Below are 19625 nucleotides of genomic sequence, written 5' to 3'. Positions count from 1 at the left end.
CTCAGGTCCTCCCCTCGGCGAGGTTCACCCGCGGGTCGGCCCAGCCGTAGACGAACTCCAGCGCGGTATTGATCAGCACGTAGGCGACGCCGATCGCGATGACGTAGCCGCGCAGCGCGAACAGGTCGTTCTCCTGCAGCGACGAGTACGCGTACCCGCCGATGCCCGGCCAGGCGAACAGCTGCTCGATGATGACGTCGCCGCCGGCCAGCACGAAGCCGGCCACCAGGCCGACGTTGGTGATGACCGGCAGCAGCGAGTTGCGCAGCCCGTCCTGGACCAGGATCGAGCGGGCCGGGTAGCCGAAGGAGCGCGACGTCCGGGCGAAGTCCGACTCCAGCGCCCGGATCGTGGCCGAGCGGACGATCTTGACGATCGACGGCGACGCCAGCACGCCCAGCAGCAGCGCCGGCAGCAGCAGCGTGCGCAGCGCCGCGCCCGCGGTCTGCGGGTCGCCGGCCAGCAGCGCGTCCAGCACGTAGAAGCCGGTGACCTGGTCCGGCGGCGTGAACCCGCGGGGCAGCCGCCCGGTCGGGCTGGTGAAGATGCCCATCCCGTTGACCAGCGTCGTGATGGCCACCAGCGCGATCCAGAACACGGCGGTGGCCGAGGCGAGCACCACGAAGACCTGCACCAGCCGGTCGCCGAGGCGGTACCGGTACACCGCGGCCGTCACGCCCAGCCCGACGCCGAGCAGCACGGCGATCAGCAGCGCGGTGAGGCCGAGCTCCAGCGTCGCCGGCAGCCGGCTGGTGAGCTCGTCGCGGACCGGCTGGCCGGTGCGGATCGAGGTGCCGAGGTCGAGCCGGAAGAAGTCGGCCAGGTACTGCCCGAACTGCACGGGCACGGACTGGTCCAGCCCGTACGTCGTGCGCACCTGGGCGACCTGCTCGTCGGAGGCGTACTGCCCCGCGGCGATGCGGGCCGGGTCGCCCGGGAGCAGCTGGGTGATGAAGAAGGTCAGCACGGCCACGCCGAGGATGCTGAGCAGCGCGACACCGGCCCGCTTCCCGGTCGTGGTCAGCATGGCGTCCTCAGCTCGTGACCCGGAGCTGGTCGAAGCGCAGGTTGGCGTCGTTGGAGTGGGTGATGCCCTCCACCCCTTCGCGGGCGCCGACCAGGTAGTCGCGGGTGAACAGGAACGCCCACGGCGCCTCGTCGATGATCAGCTGCTGGGCCTGCTGCGACAGCGTCCGCCGCTCGTCCGGGTCGCTGGTCGCCATCGCCTGCCGCACCAGCTCGTCCACCTCGGCGTTGCTGAAGTTCGTGTAGTTGGTGAACACCCCGCTCGTGAGCAGGAAGAACATCTGGTAGACGGAGTCCTGGCCCCACGAGTACCAGGAGTCGAGGAACAGCTGCATCGACCCGAGGTTCTCGTTGTAGTCGGCGTCGCTCATCTCGTTGACCTCGATGTTCACCCCGCCCTCCTGCAGAGCGCTCTGGATGAACACCGCCGACTGGCTCAGCGCCTCGTCGCTGGCCGGCACCGACAGCGTCAGCGACAGCTCGCCCGGTCCGAAGCCGGCCTCGGCCAGCAGCTCCTGCGCCTTCTCGACGTCGGTCGGGTAGGCCACCTTCTCGCCGGTCTCGTCCAGGGCGTCGCGCATCGGGTACGGCACCGCGCCGTAGGCCGCGCCGGCGTACCCCTTCATGACGTCCTCGCGCAGCGCCTCGTACGGCATCAGGTACGACAGCGCCTGGCGGACCTTCACGTCCTGCAGCGCCGGGTCCTCATAGTTGAAGCCGACGTACGCGACCAGGCTGTACTCGAGGTCGTAGAGGCGCAGGCCGGGGTCCTGCTCCAGCGCCTGGGCGGTGTCGGGGGTCATCCCGAAGATCACGTCGACGGCGCCGTTCTGCAGCGCGAGGAACGCCTGCTGCGGGTCCGGCATGCTCTGGACGACGATGCGCCCGGGCGCGTCGGCGAGGTCGCCGGCGGTGTACTCGGTGTTCTGGGTGAGCGTCATGCTCTGGCCCGGCACCCGGCTCTCGACGGCGTACGGGCCGGACGCGGTCGCCTCGTCGGCGAGGTAGGTCGCGCCCCACGGGTCGTCCGCGCCGGCCTGCGCCTCGACCGCCGACTTGTCCAGGATCGCGAAGATCTGGAACGCGAGGAACTGCTCGATCAGCGGCGAGTAGTGCGTGACGTGCAGCTCGACCGTGCGCTCGTCGGTGGCGACGATGTCGGTGGCCGGGTCGGTGACGTTCAGCCACTGGCCGATCGCCTGGACGTACCCGACGTCGGACAGCGCCCGCTGCAGCGACCACACCACGTCCTCGGACGTGACCGGCTCGCCGCCGGCGAACGTCAGCCCGTCCTTCAGCACGAACGTCAGCGTCGTCTGCGGGTCGTCCCAGGTGGCCGACTCGGCGAGGAACGGCGCGCTCTCGCCGGCGTAGGACAGCACGCCGTCGCCGCCGTCGGTGTAGGCCTCCTGCAGCAGCGTTCCGTAGATGTTCCCGACGACGCCGTAGCCGGCGTCGGTCTTGAACTGGTGCGGGTCGAGCGTGTCGATGTCCTGGCTGTAGGCGACGACCAGCTCGTCGGCGGCAGCGCTGCCGCCACCGGTGTCGTCGTCGGAGGCGGCGCCGCCTCCGCAGGCCGTGGCCGCCAGGATCAGGCCGGAGGCGACCAGCGCCCCGGGCGTGCGTCTTCTGTGCGCCATGAGGGAGTCTCCCGATGAGTGTCAGCCGGCGCCGATGGCCGCGCTGAGCTTCTTGATGTCCCCGAGCAGGGATTCGGCGTGGATGGGGGCGAGGGCGACCTCGTCCGAGCCGGCGGCGAGCAGCGTCTGGATGCGACCGGCGCAGGTGTCCGCGTCACCGCAGACGCACAGCTGGTCGATCCATTCGTCCGGCATGTCGGCGGCGAGTCCCTCGGGACCGCCGGTCCGCGCGAGCGCGCGTAGCTCTTCGGTGATGCCGATCGCGTCCGTCATCGCCGTGCTCTCGCCGTCGGCCAGGTAGGCGCCCAGCAGCGGCCGGATGCGCGCGCGGGCCTCGGCGGTGGTCTCGGCCAGCGACAGGAAGGCGAACGTCGTGATCGGGGTGTCCGCGCCGCCGGCCGCGGCCAGCAGGTCGCGCTCGACGCGGACGAAGGCGGGACTGCTGAAGACGGAGAGCACCAGCCCGTCGGAGATCTCCCCGGCCAGTGCGGTCATCTTCGGGCCGGTCGCGCCCAGGTGGATCGGCGGCGGCTGCGGCGGCGGGTACTCGAGGTGGATGCCCTCGAACGCGAACCCGCCGTGGTCGCCGGTGAGGGTCTCGCCGGCCCACAGCGCCCGTACCGCCTCGATGGTGCCGCGCACGGCGCCCAGCGGCCGCCGGTGCTCGATGCCCTGCTGGTCCAGCCATCCACTGCCGCCGACGCCGACGCCGAGGACGAACCGGCCGGGGTGGATCGACGCGAGCGTGCCGGCCTCCATGGCCAGCAGGCCCGGGTGCCGCGCGTAGACGGAGAGCACACCGGTGCCGACCCGCACCTCGTCGGTCACCGCGAGGATGGTCGCGGCGCCGGCGACGCCGCCGGTGGCGAAGTAGTCCTCCGACGACCAGATGCTGGCGAAGCCGTTCTGCTCCACGGCCCGGGCGACGGGCACCAGCTCGGCCGGGTGGAAGGTGCTGCCCAGGGCGAATCCGACTCGCTCTCTCATCGGCCGGCCCTCCGCAGGATCTCCGCGGAGCCGGCCGGCAGCATGCCGGTCCGTGCCATCCCGTCGACGAAGCGGGCGAACCGCGGCCGGGCGTCGACGGCGCGCGCGATCAGCGCGGCGCCCTCGTCGACGCGTCCGGCCCGCACCAGCAGCACGCCCCGCCACAGGGTGGGCTCGAGGTCGTCGCCGAGCTCGCGCTGCGTCGCGGCGAGTCCGGCCATCGCCTGCTCGAGCTCGTCACCCAGCACCGGTTCGGCGCCGGTGACCAGCCCCGGCTTGAAGACCGACTCGAAGAAGACGCCGTACGCGCGGTGGATGCGCAGGCTCTCGGCCAGGCGCCCGACCGGGTCGGTGTCGAGGTCGACCCGCAGGTCCACGACGGTGCCCTGCCACGGGTCGGCCGGCCGCTCCCCCGTCACCACCCGCAGCGCGGCCGACATCCGCCCGCGCACGTCGCCGCCGGCCTCGTCGCCGGCGGCCAGGCCCGCGAGCAGGCGGTCGGCGAGGTCGCCGTCCGCGCCCCGGAACGCCTCGACCACCGCGGGCAGCACGCCGTCGTTGTCGAGCATGTTGCCGACGGCGACCACCGACCCGTCCACCACGGCGCCGCACGACGGCACGCACCGGGCGCCGGTGTGGTGCGCGACGCCGCCGGTCGTGTCGAGGTACGCCACCTGGCGGATGTCGCTGTCGGGGTCGTCGGCGACCAGCTTGTCCAGCGCCTCCGCGGCGGGCGTCCCCCGCTCGATGAGGTCGAGGCCGAGCGGCCCGTACGACACCTCGACGAACGACTGCGTGGCGACGACGCCGACGCCGGGCCGGGTGTGGTCGGCCACCGGCCCGACGCCGTACGCGTGGGTGGCGGTCGCGAGGCCGAGCAGGCCGGTCGCGTCGTCCCTGGCGAGCAGCGAGAACGTCATCGCACGGCCGTGAGCTCGGCGTAGTCGGTCCGGACGCCGTGCGAATACGGGGTGTTGCCCAGCCCGCGCCGGTCGGCGGCGTCGTCGCGGGTCTTCGCCGCCGGCGCCTCGTCGTCCGGCGGCCGGGTCGAGCAGTGGAAGTGCCACATGCGCCACTCCAGGTTCCCGGCGCCGTCGTCGCGCTTGTAGACCTCGGTCGAGCGGTAGTACGCCGGCCGGTCGATCCGCTCGGGCAGCTCGCCGCCCTCGTCGTCGCGGACCCGCCAGGCCGGGAAGCTGCCCTCGGAGACGACGTAGGCGAGGTCGCCGCTCACGTCGACGCGCATGACGTAGTCCTCGCACAGCCCCCACTCGTCGGTGCGCGCGTAGAACGACCACAGGTTCGCCAGGTCGTCCACGCCGAAGTACGGGTGGTCGTTCAGGTTGAACATCAGGAAGCTCTCGTCGCCGGTCGCGAAGACCGTGCGCATGAGCGGGATGTTGATCTGGAAGTTCGAGAAGTACCAGTCGCGGTGCAGGCGGAGGATCTGCTCCTCGTCCGATGCCTGGGTGGCCATGCGACGTCTCCTTCCGTGAAACGTGTAATTAGATTACATACGCCGGTGGGTGCTGACTAGCCCCTTTGAACGCACGGCACCCCGGCGCCGAGTTGATCATGGAGAAGGTCGGCTCCCGACTGCCGCGAGAGCCGACCTTCTCCGTGATCAACGGGCAGGGCCGAGCGGAGGTGGACGTAGCGGCGGATGCGCTCGACGGTGCGTCGCGGGTATCGGAGGACGTCATCGGCGGTGAGCGGGATGACGATCCAGCCGAGGTCGCGTAGCCGCTCGTCGCGGAACCGGTCGCGTCGCCACTGCCGCTGGTCGGTGCGGTGGTGGTCGCCGTCGTACTCGATCGCGATGCGCAGCGACGGGTACGACAGGTCGGGCCGGGCGAGCCATGCGCCGGTGTCGTCGATGACGTTCGCCCCGATCTCGGGACACGGCAGTCCTGCGTCGACGATGAGGAGCCGGACGCGCGTCTCCATGGGTGAGTCGACGCCCGGCCGGATCAGCCGGCGCAGGATCGCGTCGCCGAGCACGACCAGATCGTCGCGCCGCCAGGTGGCGGCCAGATGGACGAACGTGCGCTCTGGCGCGACGACCGGCAGGCCGCGCACCTCGATGACGGTCGCCGGGTCCAGCCCGACGTGGCCGTCCGTCCCGGCCAGCCGGGGCACGACGACGCCGGGCGGCACCATGACGTCGAGGTCTCCGTCGAACTCCGGCACCGGGAGGTCGCACAGCAGAGCCGCCGTCTCGTGCGAGAACGCTGCCGTCGAGGGCACGACGAGCCGGAGGGCCTCGCACGTCGTGCGCAGTGACTCGGGCAGCGACGCGGGGATCCGTACGCCTCGGAACGGACGCCGGAATCGAGCCGCGCCAAGCACGTCCTTCGACAGGCCGGCGGCCCTCGCGTCGGCGACGGAGAACGGCTGGGATCGGAACGGCTCGCTGAGAGGTCGGTGACGTGGCACCGCCCGATCATCACCCGAACCCGCCGATCGCCCGGAAGTTATCCACAACCCCACCCCAGCCCGAGTTGATCATGGAGAAGGTCGGCTCTGGAGTCGCCCCGAGGCCGACCTTCTCCATGATCAACTCAGGTTGGGGCTAGAGGGGCAGGGCGGCGCAGTCGGCGGCGTCGGCGAAGGCGGTGAGCGCGTCGAACGTGGCGGCCGCGCCGCCGAGGCGGACGAACTTGGCGCGGAGCTCGTCGCGGGTGGCGGGGTCGCTGTGGTGGCCGTGCGGGTTGTCGGCCCGGGCCTCGGCGGCGGCGCCGGAGGCGAGGCCGATGCGGACCCGGGCCGGCGCGGCGTCCGGCCAGAGCACGTCCAGCTCCGGGTCGGCCCGGACACGGACGCGGGCGGCCAGTGCGGCGACGTCCGGGCGCCAGTCGAAGGCGGCGGGTCCGGTCGAGCCGGTGCGGATCGCCGCCGCGACGGCGTACGGCAGCGAGAAGCGGGTGGACAGCGCGTTGGGCGCGGCCTGACGGTCGACCCGCAGGTTGGCGCTGACGGTGTCGACGACGACCTCGGCCACGTCGTCCGGGTCGGCGCCCAGCCGCGACCACGCCCGGACGGTGGCGTCCAGCGCGCCGTGGGTCAGCGCGCAGGCGGAGTGCAGCTTGACGTAGTTGCGCCCGATCCGCAGCGCCGCCGGGCGCACCGGATCGCGCAGGCCGCCGGGGTCGAGGGCGTACGGCGCGACGACGGAGAGGTGCGAGCTCAGCGACCCGGTGAATCCGGCCCGGTGCAGCATCGACGCCTGGACACCGGCGCGCCCGGCGTGGCCGGTCCAGCTGTTGCGCGCCGTGGCGCCCTCGTAGCAGGCCGCCCAGCCGGTGAGCAGCGGCTGCGTCGCCGCCACGCGCACCACGGCGACCGGGTCGTCGCCGCGCAGCATCGCGACGGCGGTGGCGGCGCCCAGCGCGCCGAAGTGCCCGTGCGGGTGCATCGGCGGCGGGAGCCGGAACGACTCGAACAGCAGCGCGGCCACCTCGTACCCGGCGACGAACGCGGCGCCGAGCCGGGCGCCGTCGGCGTGCACCGTCTCGGCCGTGGCCAGCGCCGCCGGCAGGACGTGGATCGCCGGGTGCCCGGTCGGCCGGTACCCCTCGTCCAGCTCCAGAAAGGTGCCGGCGGTGCCGTTGACCCAGGCCACCGTCGCGGGGTCGCCGCGCGGGCGGCCGGGCGCGAGGGTGCGCGCGGGACCGTCCGGGCCGAGGCCGAGCAGCGGGTCGGCCGCGAGCGCACGGACCTCCGCGGACCGCGCGCCCGCCGCGACGACGCCCACGGTGTCGGCCAGTATCAGGCCGGCGTGCGCGCGCAGGCCGGCCGGCAGGTCGTCCCAGCGCAGTGCCGCGGCCTCCGCCACCCGGCGCTCCAGCAGCGCGATCAGCTCGTCCGTCACGCGAACACCCCCGAGTGCCGGGCCGCGACGAAGCGGCCGCGGCGCTCGCCGACCGGCTCGCCGTCGCGCATCGCGGGCACACCGCCGAGCAGCGACGCGACGACCCGGCCGTGCAGCTCCCAGCCGTCCCAGGTCGTGACGGGGTTCAGCGCGTGCATGCGCTCGTTGGCGATGCGGGCCGAGCCGCGCGGGTCGACCAGCGTGAGGTCGGCGTCGGCGCCCGGGCGCAGGCTGCCCTTGCGCGGCCACAGGCCGTACAGCCGCGCCGTCCCGGCCGAGAGCACCTCGGCCAGCCGCGACGGGGTGATCCGGCCGCGCGCCATCGCGTCGACCATGAGCGGCGCCAGCGTCTCGACCCCCAGCCCGCCGGCGGGCGCGTCCTCGAACCCGCGCAGCTTCTCCTCCAGCAGGTGCGGCGCGTGGTCGGAGCCGACCGAGCCGATGGTCCCGTCGGCGATGCCGGCCCACAGCGCGTCCTGGTCGGCCTGCGACCGCACCGGCGGGTACACCTTGATCGCCGGGCCGAGCCGGTCGGCGTCGGCGTCGGTCAGCGTGAGGTACTGCGGGCAGGTCTCGGCCGTCACGGCGGCGCCGGCGGCCCGCGCCTCGCGCACCACCGTCGCGCCCGCGGCCGACGCCATGTGCACGACGTGGAACCGGCAGCCGGTGGCCAGCGAGAACTGGGCGCCGACGGCGATGGAGGCGGCCTCGGCGACGGCCGGTCGCGCGGCCAGCAGGTCGTCGTAGGTCGTGATCGGGTGCCCCAGCAGCTCGGCCGAGCGGGCCAGGACGTGCCGGTCCTCGCAGTGCGCGGCCAGCAGCCCGCCGTAGCCGGCCACCGTGCGGAACAGCTCCAGCACCTCGCCGTTCTCCGGCGGCAGCAGCAGCGACTCCGGCGGCGCCGCCGCGAAGTTGTAGACCAGGCCCTTGGTCTCCTTGTCCAGCGCGTAGCCCCAGAAGAACTTCACCGCGACGGCGCCGGCCCGGTGCAGCAGCGGGACGTCGTCGAGGTTGGCCGGGCCCAGCGCCATCCCCCACAGCCCGAAGTCGGTCCAGGCGCGCTCGGCGTGGGCGGCCCGGCGCTGCTCGAACGTCGCGACGTCGGTGACGGCCGGCACGGCGTTGGGCATCTCCAGGACGGTCGTCGTGCCGCCGCACAGGGCGCCCAGCGTCGCGTGATGGAACGTCTCCTTGTGCGTGTGGCCGGGATCGCGCGAGTGCACGTGTGGGTCGATGAAACCGGGGAAGACCAGCAGCCCGGCCGCGTCGACCCGCTCGTCGGCGGCGACGGTGGCGCCGCGGTCCAGCCATGCCTCGACCCGTCCGCCCGAGAGCAGCAGGTCGGCGGCGATCGGCCCCTGCTCGGTGACCAGCTCTCCCCCGGTCACGACCACCCTCACCGCGCACCTCCGGCGTTCTCGAGCGTCGCGGCCGCGGCCGCCCGGGCGTCCAGCCGGAGCAGCGCCGCGAGCAGCAGGTCGGCGCCGGCCGCCAGCTGCGCCGGCTCGGTCCACTCCTCCGGGACGTGGGAGAGGCCGTGCCGGCTCGGCACGAAGATCATCGCGGTCGGCACCAGCCGGTTCACCATCTGCGCGTCGTGGCTCGCGCCGGAGGTCAGCACCCGGTAGCGCAGGCCGAGCTCCGTCGCCGCCGCCGTCACCTCGGTGCGCACCCAGTCGGGCAGCACGACGGCGGACGTGTCGGCGAGCAGCCGCGCGTCCAGCCGGGTGCCGCGGCGCAGGCACGCCGCCCGCATGCGGGTGACGATCTCGGCGGCGGACTGGCGCTGCCGGTCGGCGTCGACGTCGCGGACGTCGAGCGAGAACGTCGCCTGCCCGGGGATGGTGGTGATCGAGCCGGGCAGCACGCTCAGCCGCCCGACAGTCGCCCGGGTCCCACGATGCCGGGGGTCCAGCGCCACCTGCTCGGCGAGCAGCACCGCCTCGGCGGCTGCCGCCAGGGCGTCGGAGCGGCCCGGCATCGGCGTGCCGCCGGTGTGCGACGCCTGCCCGGTGACCGTCAGCTCGATGCGGGTGGAGCCGGAGATGAGGTCGACGACGCCGACGTCGAGCTTCGCCCGCTCCAGGACGGCGCCCTGCTCGACGTGCAGCTCGACGAACGCGGACCACTCGGCGGGGTCCCACGCGGCCCGGGCCGCTGCGTCCGGGTCCAGGCCGACGGCGGCCATGGCCGCGGCCAGCGAGACGCCGTCGCGGTCGCGGCGGGCGTCCAGCTCGGCCCGCGACGACAGCCCGGCGGCCAACTTGGAGCCGCAGCAGGCCTGGCCGAAGCGGGCGCCCTCCTCACCGGCGAAGGCGACGAAGCGCAGCGGCAGCGCGGTCTCGGCGCCCGCCTCGTGCAGCAGCCGGGCCACCTCGACGGCGGCCATCGTGCCGGCGATGCCGTCGAAGCGGCCGCCGTGGTAGACGGAGTCCAGGTGACTGCCGGTGCCGGTGGCCGGACCCGCCGCCCGGCCCGGACGGGTCGCCACGGTGTTGCCGGCGGGATCGACGGCGATGGTGCAGCCGGCCGTGGCCATCCACTCGGCGAAGCGGTCGTGCGCCTCGCGTTCCAGCGGCGTGTAGGCCAGCCGGGTGACGCCGGGGCCCGGCTCGCTCAACGCGGCCATCGTCTGCAGCGTCGACCACAGCCGGTCCGGGTCGGCCGGGCGCACCGCGCTCATGACGCCGCCCGGCCGCGGGTCGCCGTGCGCCGCAGCTCGTCGTCGGAGAACAGCCGGTCCAGCGTCACCGCGACGCCCTCCAGCAGCTCGGCGGCGCCGTGGCCGCGGTCGACGGCCGCCAGCACGCCGGCCACGACGGCGCCGCGCTCGCGCACCGCGCGCACCGCCTCGGCGGCCGACGCCCCGGTGCCCGTCACGCCCTCGACGACGAGCACGCGCTCGCCCGCGTGCAGCTCGCCGTGCAGGCCCAGCCGCGGCCCGTCGCCGGACTCCACCACGCGGGCGACGACCAGCGGGAGCCCGGTCTCCAGGGCCAGCGCCGCGCCCAGCACCAGCGAGTGCGGGTCGCGGCCGACGAGGCGGTCGACGCCGGCCGGGACCCGCGCGGCGAGGATCGAGGCCAGCCGCCGCAGCACCGTCGGCTTGGTGAGGAACTGGTCGGCGTCGATGAACTCACCGTGCGTGCCCCACGCGGCGGCGACGAGATCGGCCAGCAGCTCGTCGCGGCGCACGTCGTCGGGCTGGAAGACGCTGAGGTCGCCGACGGCCAGCGCGGTCAGGAAGTCGGGTGGACGGGCGGTGGTCATGCGGGGGTCCTCTCGATCGGCGGCAGGACGCCGGCGGCCTCGGCCGCGTGCCAGAGCCGGTCCACCGCGGCGGCGGCCTCGTCGACGACCCGGCGCTCGTCGCAGCCGGCCACCCGGCCGCCGTCGACGACCGTCCGGCCGTCGACCATGACGAAGGCGACGTCGGCCGGGGTCGCGTTCCAGACCAGGTTGCGCAGCGGATCGCGGACCGGTTGCAGGTGCGGCGCGGACAGGTCGACGCCGACGAGGTCGGCGAGCCGGCCGGGCTCGATCGCACCGACGCGGCCACCCAGCGCGGCGCCGCCGGTGCTCGTGGCGGCCGCCAGCAGCGTCGGCGCGTCGGCCACGGCGCCGTCACCGCTGCTGAGCTTCGCGATCAGGCCGGCGGCGCGCAGCTCGCCGAAGTGGTCGAAGCTGTACGCGTCGGTGCCGATGCCGGTGCGCACCCCGGCGCGGTGGAAGCGGTCGAACGTCACCGTCACCCCGCTGCGCGCGAACGTCAGCGGGCAGTGCGCCACCGTGGCGCCCGAGTCGCGGAGCAGGGCGAGGTCGCCGTCCTCGACGTAGACCCCGTGCGCCACCACCGTGCGCGGGCCGAGCAGCCCGGTGTCGTGCAGGTACTCGACCGGGGTGCGCCCGTGCCGGGCTCGCACCTGCTCGACCTCGTTGCGGCTCTGCGCGACGTGGATGCTGACGAACGTGTCGCGCTCGGCGGCCAGCGCGGCGATGCGGCGCAGCAGCCGGGGCGAGCAGGTGTCCGTGGCGTGCGGCCCGAACCCGACCCGGATCCTCCCGCCGTCATAGCGGTCCGCGACGGCGAGCGCGGCGGCCAGCGAGGCGTCCTCGTCGGGCGCGGAGAAGACGTACGGTGCGACGAACGCGCGCAGCCCCAGCTCGCCGGCCGCGTCGAGGAACCCGTGGTGCTGCGCCCGCGGCATGTCCAGGACGCTCGTGGTCCCGGTCCGGAGCAGCTCGAGCACCGCCAGCCGGTACACCGCGCGCAACTCGTCGTCGGTCAGGACCTCGCCCGCGAGATCGCCGAGCGGCAGCAGCAGGTCGTAGACGATGGTGTCGGCCGCGACCGTGGCATCGTCGACGATGCCGCGGAACACCGGGCCGTTGAGCGCGTGGTTGTGCAGGTTCACGAAGCCGGGCAGGACGATTCCGCGCGGCAGCTCGACCCGCCGGTCCGCCTGCACCGCCGGGCCGCGCACGACGTCCTCGATGCGGTGCCCCCGGACCAGCACGGTGGCGTTCTCGGCCGCCTCCACTCCCCCGGACGGCAGCGGCAGCAGGGTCCAGCGCGCGGTGATCGCGGTGAGCTGGTCCGGCATGGCGGCTCCCTTGCGCAGGGTTTTGTAATCGGATTACATTAACACCGTGAGCGACCTCCACGCCATCAGGAACGGCCACCTCCACGCGCCCGGCGACATCGGCGTCCGCGACCTCCTGCTCGCCGGCGGCCGGGTCGTCGCGATCGGCGAACGCCTCGACCTGGGCGGGCTGGACGTCGTCGAGCTCGACGCCGCCGGCCGCCGCGTCGTGCCCGGTCTCGTCGACGGCCACCTGCACGTCATCGGCGGTGGCGGCAACGAGGGCTACGCGTCGCGGATCCCCGAGCTGTGGGCCGGTGAGCTGGCGCTCGCGGGCATCACGACCGTCGTCGCGCCGCCCGGGCTGGACATGGTGGCCAAGAGCCTCGAAGGGCTGCTGGCGAAGACGTACGCGCTGGACAGCGAGGGCATCTCCGCCTACGCGATGGCCGGCGGCTTCCAGCGGCCGTTCCGCACCGTCACCGGCTCGCTGCTCGGCGACCTCTTCACCATCGAGCGGTTCATCGGGGTGAAGGTCGCGCTCGGCGAGGTGAAGGCCACCCCGTTCCGCGACGAGGAGCTGGTCGAGCTGGCCGCCCAGTTGCACTACCTCGCCGGCGCCACCGGCAAGGCCTGCCTACTGCACGCGCACCTCGGCCAGTCGCCCGACCCGGCCCGGCAGTTCCTGCACGCGATGCGCGCGTCCGGCGTGCCGGCGCACCGGTTCCAGGCGACGCACGGCAACTACACCGAGCACACCATGCAGGCCGTCCTCGACGTCGCGGCGGCCGGCGGCTACGTCGACTTCAACCCGATCCTGACGCCGGCCTTCGGCCACCCCCGCGCCGTGCCCGCCGCCGAGGCCGTCGTGCGGACCCTCGCGGCCGGCGTCGACCCGGGCCTGGTGACCATGACCACCGACGGCAACGCCAGCGTCCCGATCCTGCGCGCCGACGGCACCCGCGACGTGTACGAGAAGAGCCTCGGCTGGCTCTGGGACACGGTGACCGAGCTGGTGCGCGAGCACGGGGTGCCGCTGGAGCTGGCGCTGTCGTTCGTCACCAGCAACCCGGCCCGCGCCCTCGGCCTGGACCGCAAGGGCCACCTCGGCGTCGGCGCCGACGCCGACCTCCTCGTCCTCGACGACGACCTCATCGTCGACGTGTTCGCCCGCGGCCGCCGCCTGGTGGCCGACGGCAAGGCGCTGGTCCGCTCGATGTACGAGCCCGCCTGAGCCGCCGCTGCCGGGCGTTGGTCGGGCTGGCCCGGGTTGGCCGCTCCCCTGGTGCTGCCAGTTCTCAGGGGGACGGGGGAAGTGCGGGCACAGTCACTCGCCGTGGCGCCGGAGGACGTCGGCGGCAGCCGTTCGCCCGTCTTCGATAGCGGGCATCGCGTCCTGGGCGCCGTTGGTGGGCTGTTCGCGTGGTTCTGGCTATCGAAGTCGGCTCCGGATCGTCGACTTCACTCGCGTGGTGGGCACCTCACCCGCCGTAGCGCCGGATGACGGCCGCCGTGGCCAAGGCGTGCCCAGACTCCCCCGTCCCCCTGAAAGGTGCCCGCTCTTGGCCGCGGAGCCGCAGGTCAAGTCCAACCCGACGTCGCGAAGCGACCCCAGGGGGACGGCGAACGTGGCTGACCCAGCCGACGGCCGGCCAGCCAACGGAACGCCCGCCCACGAGAAGGCCCGAGCCGACCGAGCCGGTCTGAGCCGGCGCCGCATCAGGCGTCCAGCAGGGCGATCGTCTCGGCGAGGCCGTCGAGCGCGTCGCCGACCGCCTGGGCGCTCACGCCCGGGAGCTGGAAGCGGACGAGGCACTCGGTGACGCCGAGGTCGGCCTCGTAGCGGCGCAGGTCGGCGGCCACCGTCTCGGGCGAGCCGACCAGGAAGCGGCCGTCGGCCCAGCGGCGGAGGTGGTCGAGGGAGTCGTCGTCCGGGTAGGTGGGGTGCAGCGGGCGGTAGACCTTGCCGTACTCGTGCCGCAGCCCCGGCGCGAACAGCTCCCACGCCCGCTCGTCGGTCTCGGCGACGAACGCCTCGCGGCGCAGCGGCTGCTCGGTCACCGGCGCCAGCCCGGCCGACTCGCGGGCCGTGCGGAACAGCGCGAGCTGCCGGCGCAGCCGGTCGAGCGAGTGGCCGGGCGGCATCACCCACGCGTCGCCGCTGGCGGCGGCGCGCCGGACGCCGGGGTCCTCCAGGGCGCCCAGCCAGAGCGGGACGCCCGCGGGGTTGACCGGCAGCGGGCGCACCCGGGCGCCGCGGAACGCGTAGTGGCCGGCGCCGTCGACGACCTCGCCGGCCAGCAAGCGGCGGACCTGGCCGATGGACTCCTGGTAGATCCGCGCCCGCCGCCGGTACGGCACGCCGAAGCCGTCGAACTCGGCCTCGACCCAGCCCAGGCCGACGCCGAGGATGGCGCGGCCGCCCGACATCAGGTCCAGCACGGCCGCCTCCTCGGCGACGGCGACGGGGTGGTGCAGGGCGAGGATGACGATGTCGGTGCCGATCCGCATCCGCGACGTCACCGCGGCGGCAGCGGCGGCCAGCAGCATCGGGCGCGGCAGCCAGCCGTCGTCGAGGAAGTGGTGCTCGGCGAAGAGCACCGACGAGAACCCGCGCGCGTCGGCGGCGGCGATGTCGCGCAGCCCGCGCTCCACCACCCGGTGGCCGGACTCGCCCGGCCCGGCCTGGAAGCTGTAGTGCAGCCCGATCCTCACGCGCGTCCTCCGGGTGTCAGGAACCGCCCGGCCGGCGCGCCGGGCAGCAGCTCGCCGCCGCGGGCGATCTCACGGCCGCGCAGGTAGGTGGCGACGACCGCGCCGGCCAGGCGGCGGCCGTCGAACGGCGACCAGCCCGCGCGGCTGTGCAGCCGGGCCGCGTCGACGGTCGTGGTGGCGGCGGGGTCGACGACGACGAGGTCGGCGTCGCGGCCGCGCTCGATCGCGCCCTTGCCGGCCAGGCCGCCCAGCCGGGCGGGCGCGGCGCTGGTCAGCGCGGCCAGCCGCGACCAGCTCAGCCGCCCGGCCAGCACCGCGTCGACCAGCAACGGCAGGACGGTCTCGACGCCCGGGTAGCCCGGCGGCGCCGCCCACAGGTCGTCGCGGCCGGCCGCCTTGTCCGCCTGGGAGTGCGGCGCGTGGTCGGTGGCCACCAGGTCGACCCGCCCGTCGGCGAGCGCGGCCCAGTACGTCTCGGCCTCCGAGGCCGGGAACGCGAACGGCACCCCGAGGACGCCGAGGCGGGCGAGGTCGTCCTCGAGCAGCGCGGGCGGGCCGCACTCGGCGGTGACGCGGACGCCGGAGCGGCGGGCGGCGGCGATCAGGTCGAGCGCGGCGACCGGAGCGAGCGACGCGTGCGCGATGTGGACGCGGCAGCCGGTGTCGGCCGCGGCCGCCAGCACCCGGGCGAGCGCGGCCAGGACGCCGTCGCCCCGGTACGACCGGCACACCAGCCGCGCGTCGGCCGTCCCGGCCGCACGCAGTTCCGCCCGCAGCGCCACCTCCCGCTCGTGGTCCGCGACGTGCACCGCGACCGGCACCGCCCGCTCCGCGCAGGCCCGGAACACCGCCCGCAGGGTGTCGTCGTCCGGCGTCGACAGCTCGTCGGTGTACGGGTCGTCGTCACGGTGTGACCGGTTCAGGTAGACCTTGACCCCGACGGCGCCGAGCCCGGCCATCGCCGCCAGCTCGGCGACGTCGGTGCCGCCGGCCCACAGCCCGTAGTCCACGTGCGATGTGCCGCGCACGAGGTCGCGCTTGGCCCGGAACCGCCCGGCGCTCGTCACCGGCGGGTGCGTGTTCGGCATGTCGCAGACCGTGGTGACGCCGCCGCAGGCGGCCGCGGCGCTGCCGGTGCCGAAGTCCTCCTTGTGCTCGAACCCCGGCTGGCGGAAGTGCACGTGGACGTCGACGGCGCCGGGCAGCAGGACGCGGCCGCGGACGTCGACGACCTCGGCGGCGCTCAGCGTGCCCGGCCCGCCCACCGCCGCGATGACACCGCCGGTCACGGCGACGTCCGCGAGCGCCGTCCCGCCGGGCAGCACCGTCGTGGCGCCGCGGAAGACGACGTCGGCGCTCACCCGAGCACGCCCAGCTCGCGCAGGCAGCCGAGGAACACGTCGCGGCCGATGACCAGCGCGTCGTCGTCGACGTCGAAGCCCGGCGCGTGGTGCACGTCGCCGAGGCGCGACCCGAGCCCGAAGTAGACGGCCCGGCCGCCGGCGTCCTGGACGGCGTTCATGAAGCTGCTCATGTCGTCGCTGCCCTTGAAGTCGGCGGTGTCGCGCACCCGAGTGACGCCGTGCACGCCGGCCGCGACCCGGCCCACCACGGCAGCCAGTTCCGGCGTGCTGTCCGCGCCCGCCGCTCCGCCGGCGGTCTCGACCCGGGCCTCGACGCCGGTGACGGCGGCGGCCCCGCGCACGACCTCCTCGACCCGGTCGCACAGGTAGCCCAGGATGGCGTTGTCGTCGGCGCGGACCTCGCACCGCAGCAGGGCGTGCGCCGGCACCGAGTTGCGGGTCTCGCCGCCCTCGATCGTGCCGACGTTGACCCGGGTCTCGCCGTCGCCGTGGCGGCTGATCGCCAGCAGGTTCTGGACGGCGATCGCGGCGGCCTGGACCGCGTTGCGGCCCTCGTGCGGCGAGATGCCCGCGTGGGCGTTGCGGCCGCGGAAGCGCACGTCGAACTTGTGGCTGGCGAGGATGCGCCGGTAGCCGGCCACCACCTCGCCGGTCTCGCGGGCCTGCACGCCGATGTGGCAGCCGAGCAGCACGTCGACGCCGTCGGCGACACCCGCCGCGACCATCGCCGGGCCGCCGCGCAGGCCCTCCTCCGCGGGCTGGAAGATCAGCCGCACCTCGCCGGCGGACGGCCCGCCGGCGGCCGCCAGCTCGTGCGCCACCGCAAGCCCGATGGCGGTGTGCGCGTCGTGGCCGCAGCTGTGGTGCACGCCGTCGACGCGGGAGCGGTAGCCGTCGCGCTCGGCGGGGTGCGCGGGGTCGGCCGACTCGTGCCCGTAGTTCGCGTCGATGTCGAAGCGCAGCGCCACGACCGGTCCCGGCCGCCCGGTCGCCAGCGTGGCCACCACGCCGGTGAACCCGTCGCGGACGAGCGCGGCGTACTCCGGGTCGGCGCCGGCGGCCAGCGCCCGGTCGTACGCCGCGGCCAGCTCCGCGGCGGGCGGCAGGCCGGGCCGGTCCGCGGCCACCACCTCGCGCCCGACCCGCACGGCGTAGCCGAGGCCGGCCAGCCGGCGGGCCACGAGCGACGCCGTGCGCACCTCGCACCACCCCGGCTCGGCGTGGGCGTGCAGGTCGCGGCGGTCCGCGGTCATGGCCAGGACGGCGTCGGCTCGGCTCATCTCGGTCCCTTCTCAGACGATCCCGGCCCGGCGCGCCACGGCCCGGGCCCGGTCCAGCGCCTCCGCGACGATCGCGTCCTCGTCCACCCGCACGCAGCGGCCGTCCTCGACGACGACCTCGCCGCCGACGATCGTCATGCGCACGTCCGAGCCGCGGGCCGCGTACACGAGCGCGGCCCCGACGTCGTGGTGCGGCGTCAGGTGCGGCGCGCCGAGCCCGACGACGGTGACGTCAGCCAGCCGCCCGGGCGCCAGGACGCCCGCGTCGACGCCGAGCAGGCGGGCGCCCTCGCGGGTCGCGAGCGCCAGCGCCTCGCCGCTGCGCGACGCGTCCGGGTCGAGCCGGTGCAGCCGCTGCACCAGCACCGCCTGCTTCATGCACTCGAACAGGTCCTGACGGTGGTTGTAGGCCGCGCCGTCGGTGCCCAGCGCGACGACCGCGCCTGCCGCGCGCAGCTCGCGCAGCCGCAGGACGCCGTCGGCGCCGTACTGGTTCGACACCGGGCAGTGCGCCACCGCGGTGCCGGTCTCGCCCACCATGCGCACCTCGGCGTCGCTGAGGTGGATGCCGTGGGCGAGCGTCGTGCGCGGGCCGAGCAGGCCCCACTCGTGCAGCCAGGCGACCGGCGTGGTGCCGTAGGCGCCGCGGTACACCTCGGGGTCGCGCGGCGTCGACGCGCAGTGCGCGTGCCAGCCCGTCCCCAGCTCGCGGGCGAGCGCGGCAGACCCGCGCAGCAGCTCCTGGTCGGCGTACGTGACGTTGTGCGGGCCGGGCCACACCTCGACGCGGCTACCCGGCGGCCGGGCGGCGACGCACGCGCGGGTCAGCTCCAGCTCGGTGGCCGTGGAGTGCGCGAACAGGCCGCCGTCGAGCCCGTGGTCGCGGGCCACCGCGCTGGGCGTGCCCGCCATGCCGCGGGCGACGACACCCCGCAGCCCCACGGCCTCGACGGCCGCGGCGACGGCGAGCACGGTCTCCGGGTCGGCCGGGGCGTAGTGGTGGTCCAGCAGCGCCGTCGTACCGGCCCGGGCCGCCTCGACCGCGCCGAGCAGCGCCGCCACCCGGGCGTCCTCCCGGGTCAGCGCCGCGGCGTAGGGCCACATGAAATCGGCCAGCCAGGACCACAGCGGCATCCCCTCGCCGAGGCTGCGGGCCAGGCCCTGGTAGAGGTGCGTGTGGGTGTCGACGAGGCCCGGCAGCACCGCCGTGCCGCGGCAGTCGACGGTGCGCGCGGCCCGCAGCCCGGCCAGCTCGGCGGCGGTCCCGACGGCGCTCACCCGGTCGCCGAGCACGGCGACCGCGCCGTCCTCGACCACGCCGGTCGCGGCGTCCATGGTGACGACGGCGCCGCCGGTCAGCAGCAGGTCGCACCGCGTCGCGTCGGACACGGTCAGGGGGTGTGTGATGGATATTGGTGGATGCGGGCGGCGTCCAGTCGTCGGTCCAGCAAGGCGGAGAAGGAGGTCGATGCGGAGCCATCGGACGACGACGACAACGCAGCTGGTCGGCGTCTGAGCGCCGATCCGCGCCGCCGAAGATCCATCACACACCCCCTGAGTACTCGACGAGGGTTCCCTGGCTGTAGGGCGTGTTGCCGAGGCCGCGCTGACGCGAGGTGTCGGCGGCGGTCTTCGCGTCGGGGACGGCGTCGTCGTCGGGCCGGGTCGAGCAGTGGAAGTGCCACATCTTCCACTCGCGCCCGCCCTCGCCGTCGTCGCGCTTGTAGACCTCGGTGGAGCGGTACCGGAAGGTCGCGTCGACCTCCTCGGGCAGCGGGTTGCCGTCGTGGTCCTTGATCACCCAGGACGGGTAGATGCCCTCCGACACGATGTAGCCCATGTCGCCGGCGACGTCGACGCGCATGACGTGGTCCTCGCACAGGCCCCAGCGGTCGGTGCGCGCGTAGAACGACCACAGCGCGTCGAGGTCGTCGACGCCGAAGTACGGGTGGTCGTTGAGGTTGAGCATGAGGAACTGGTCGCGCTTCGGCGGGAAGATGGTCCGCATCAGCGGGATGTTGATCTCGAAGTTGGAGAAGTACCAGTCGCGGTGCAGCTTCAGCAGCTGCTCCACGTCGTCGGCCTGCCCGGCTGCCTGGTTCTGCACGTGCCTTCCCCTTCCGGTCGAAACGACTCGTGTAATCAGATTACATAGGCTG

The 19625-nt window shown here is 74.6% G+C and carries 17 protein-coding genes; 1 reads left to right on the top strand and 16 read right to left on the bottom strand.

Translation table 11 applies throughout. The features are described 5' to 3' along the window. Position 1 precedes the first annotated feature (1 nt). The 11 genes from BLV02_RS11195 to BLV02_RS11145 form a co-directional block, all read right to left on the bottom strand. Positions 2 to 1027 carry an ABC transporter permease gene (locus BLV02_RS11195; protein WP_069112774.1) on the bottom strand — a complete coding sequence of 342 codons (1026 nt, stop codon included), beginning with the start codon at positions 1025 to 1027 and terminating at the stop codon, positions 2 to 4. Positions 1028 to 1034: 7 nt separating this feature from the next. After that, on the bottom strand, positions 1035 to 2666 hold the full coding sequence (locus BLV02_RS11190) for an ABC transporter substrate-binding protein (protein WP_069112775.1): 1632 nt from the start codon (positions 2664 to 2666) through the stop codon (positions 1035 to 1037). A gap of 21 nt (positions 2667 to 2687) precedes the next feature. Next, positions 2688 to 3653 carry an LLM class flavin-dependent oxidoreductase gene (locus tag BLV02_RS11185; RefSeq protein ID WP_069112776.1) on the bottom strand — a complete coding sequence of 322 codons (966 nt, stop codon included), beginning with the start codon at positions 3651 to 3653 and terminating at the stop codon, positions 2688 to 2690. Further along, entirely contained in the window at positions 3650 to 4573 is a 924-nt protein-coding gene (locus BLV02_RS11180; RefSeq protein WP_069112777.1) for a DUF1028 domain-containing protein, read from the bottom strand. The genes BLV02_RS11185 and BLV02_RS11180 overlap by 4 nt, the downstream gene beginning before the upstream one ends. After that, positions 4570 to 5130 carry a YybH family protein gene (locus tag BLV02_RS11175; protein ID WP_069112778.1) on the bottom strand — a complete coding sequence of 187 codons (561 nt, stop codon included), beginning with the start codon at positions 5128 to 5130 and terminating at the stop codon, positions 4570 to 4572. The genes BLV02_RS11180 and BLV02_RS11175 overlap by 4 nt, the downstream gene beginning before the upstream one ends. Positions 5131 to 5186: 56 nt before the next feature. Then, on the bottom strand, positions 5187 to 5900 hold the full coding sequence (locus BLV02_RS11170) for an endonuclease domain-containing protein (RefSeq protein WP_074946281.1): 714 nt from the start codon (positions 5898 to 5900) through the stop codon (positions 5187 to 5189). A 325-nt stretch (positions 5901 to 6225) separates the two neighbouring features. Further along, positions 6226 to 7524 carry an MmgE/PrpD family protein gene (locus BLV02_RS11165; protein ID WP_069112780.1) on the bottom strand — a complete coding sequence of 433 codons (1299 nt, stop codon included), beginning with the start codon at positions 7522 to 7524 and terminating at the stop codon, positions 6226 to 6228. Next, positions 7521 to 8924 (bottom strand): dihydroorotase, encoded by a 1404-nt coding sequence (locus tag BLV02_RS11160; RefSeq protein ID WP_069112781.1) that lies wholly within the window; start codon positions 8922 to 8924, stop codon positions 7521 to 7523. Before BLV02_RS11160 ends, BLV02_RS11165 begins: the two co-directional genes overlap by 4 nt. Beyond that, entirely contained in the window at positions 8921 to 10207 is a 1287-nt protein-coding gene (locus BLV02_RS11155; protein WP_069112782.1) for a Zn-dependent hydrolase, read from the bottom strand. Before BLV02_RS11155 ends, BLV02_RS11160 begins: the two co-directional genes overlap by 4 nt. Next, a complete protein-coding gene (locus BLV02_RS11150) occupies positions 10204 to 10794 on the bottom strand; it encodes a phosphoribosyltransferase family protein (RefSeq protein ID WP_069112783.1) in 591 nt (196 codons plus the stop codon). Before BLV02_RS11150 ends, BLV02_RS11155 begins: the two co-directional genes overlap by 4 nt. Beyond that, positions 10791 to 12128 (bottom strand): amidohydrolase family protein, encoded by a 1338-nt coding sequence (locus BLV02_RS11145; RefSeq protein WP_069112784.1) that lies wholly within the window; start codon positions 12126 to 12128, stop codon positions 10791 to 10793. Before BLV02_RS11145 ends, BLV02_RS11150 begins: the two co-directional genes overlap by 4 nt. Before the next feature lie 46 nt (positions 12129 to 12174). Here BLV02_RS11145 and BLV02_RS11140 point away from each other — a divergent pair, with 46 nt between their 5' ends. Then, the gene (locus BLV02_RS11140; protein ID WP_069112785.1) at positions 12175 to 13341 is read left to right on the top strand and encodes an amidohydrolase family protein; all 1167 of its coding nucleotides are present in this window, start codon (positions 12175 to 12177) and stop codon (positions 13339 to 13341) included. Between the two features lie 485 nt (positions 13342 to 13826). Here BLV02_RS11140 and BLV02_RS11135 read toward each other — a convergent pair whose 3' ends face one another. From BLV02_RS11135 to BLV02_RS11115, 5 genes are all read right to left on the bottom strand, one after another. Beyond that, positions 13827 to 14822, bottom strand: a complete 996-nt coding sequence (locus BLV02_RS11135) for an LLM class flavin-dependent oxidoreductase (protein ID WP_069112786.1) — start codon at positions 14820 to 14822, stop codon at positions 13827 to 13829. Then, positions 14819 to 16183, bottom strand: a complete 1365-nt coding sequence (locus BLV02_RS11130; protein ID WP_069112787.1) for a dihydroorotase — start codon at positions 16181 to 16183, stop codon at positions 14819 to 14821. Before BLV02_RS11130 ends, BLV02_RS11135 begins: the two co-directional genes overlap by 4 nt. After that, positions 16180 to 17466 carry an amidohydrolase gene (locus BLV02_RS11125; protein ID WP_069112788.1) on the bottom strand — a complete coding sequence of 429 codons (1287 nt, stop codon included), beginning with the start codon at positions 17464 to 17466 and terminating at the stop codon, positions 16180 to 16182. The genes BLV02_RS11130 and BLV02_RS11125 overlap by 4 nt, the downstream gene beginning before the upstream one ends. Positions 17467 to 17478: 12 nt before the next feature. Continuing rightward, complete coding sequence (locus tag BLV02_RS11120; RefSeq protein WP_216094344.1) at positions 17479 to 18855, bottom strand: amidohydrolase family protein; 1377 nt, start codon at positions 18853 to 18855, stop codon at positions 17479 to 17481. Positions 18856 to 19009: 154 nt separating this feature from the next. Further along, positions 19010 to 19573 (bottom strand): Cif family virulence factor, encoded by a 564-nt coding sequence (locus BLV02_RS11115; protein ID WP_069112789.1) that lies wholly within the window; start codon positions 19571 to 19573, stop codon positions 19010 to 19012. Between the last annotated feature and the right edge of the window lie 52 nt (positions 19574 to 19625).

This window comes from Jiangella alba, from assembly GCF_900106035.1.
In the GTDB taxonomy this organism is placed as follows: domain Bacteria; phylum Actinomycetota; class Actinomycetes; order Jiangellales; family Jiangellaceae; genus Jiangella; species Jiangella alba.
This window is presented reverse-complemented; position numbering and strand designations above follow the sequence as displayed.

What these genes read in the sequence shown, in the direction of transcription:
- BLV02_RS11195 (WP_069112774.1), bottom strand. Translation starts at nt 1,027, where the DNA reads ATGCTGACCACGACCGGGAAGCGGGCCGGTGTCGCGCTGCTCAGCATC.
- BLV02_RS11190 (WP_069112775.1), bottom strand. Translation starts at nt 2,666, where the DNA reads ATGGCGCACAGAAGACGCACGCCCGGGGCGCTGGTCGCCTCCGGCCTG.
- BLV02_RS11185 (WP_069112776.1), bottom strand. Translation starts at nt 3,653, where the DNA reads ATGAGAGAGCGAGTCGGATTCGCCCTGGGCAGCACCTTCCACCCGGCC.
- BLV02_RS11180 (WP_069112777.1), bottom strand. Translation starts at nt 4,573, where the DNA reads ATGACGTTCTCGCTGCTCGCCAGGGACGACGCGACCGGCCTGCTCGGC.
- BLV02_RS11175 (WP_069112778.1), bottom strand. Translation starts at nt 5,130, where the DNA reads ATGGCCACCCAGGCATCGGACGAGGAGCAGATCCTCCGCCTGCACCGC.
- BLV02_RS11155 (WP_069112782.1), bottom strand. Translation starts at nt 10,207, where the DNA reads ATGAGCGCGGTGCGCCCGGCCGACCCGGACCGGCTGTGGTCGACGCTG.
- BLV02_RS11150 (WP_069112783.1), bottom strand. Translation starts at nt 10,794, where the DNA reads ATGACCACCGCCCGTCCACCCGACTTCCTGACCGCGCTGGCCGTCGGC.
- BLV02_RS11145 (WP_069112784.1), bottom strand. Translation starts at nt 12,128, where the DNA reads ATGCCGGACCAGCTCACCGCGATCACCGCGCGCTGGACCCTGCTGCCG.
- BLV02_RS11125 (WP_069112788.1), bottom strand. Translation starts at nt 17,466, where the DNA reads ATGAGCCGAGCCGACGCCGTCCTGGCCATGACCGCGGACCGCCGCGAC.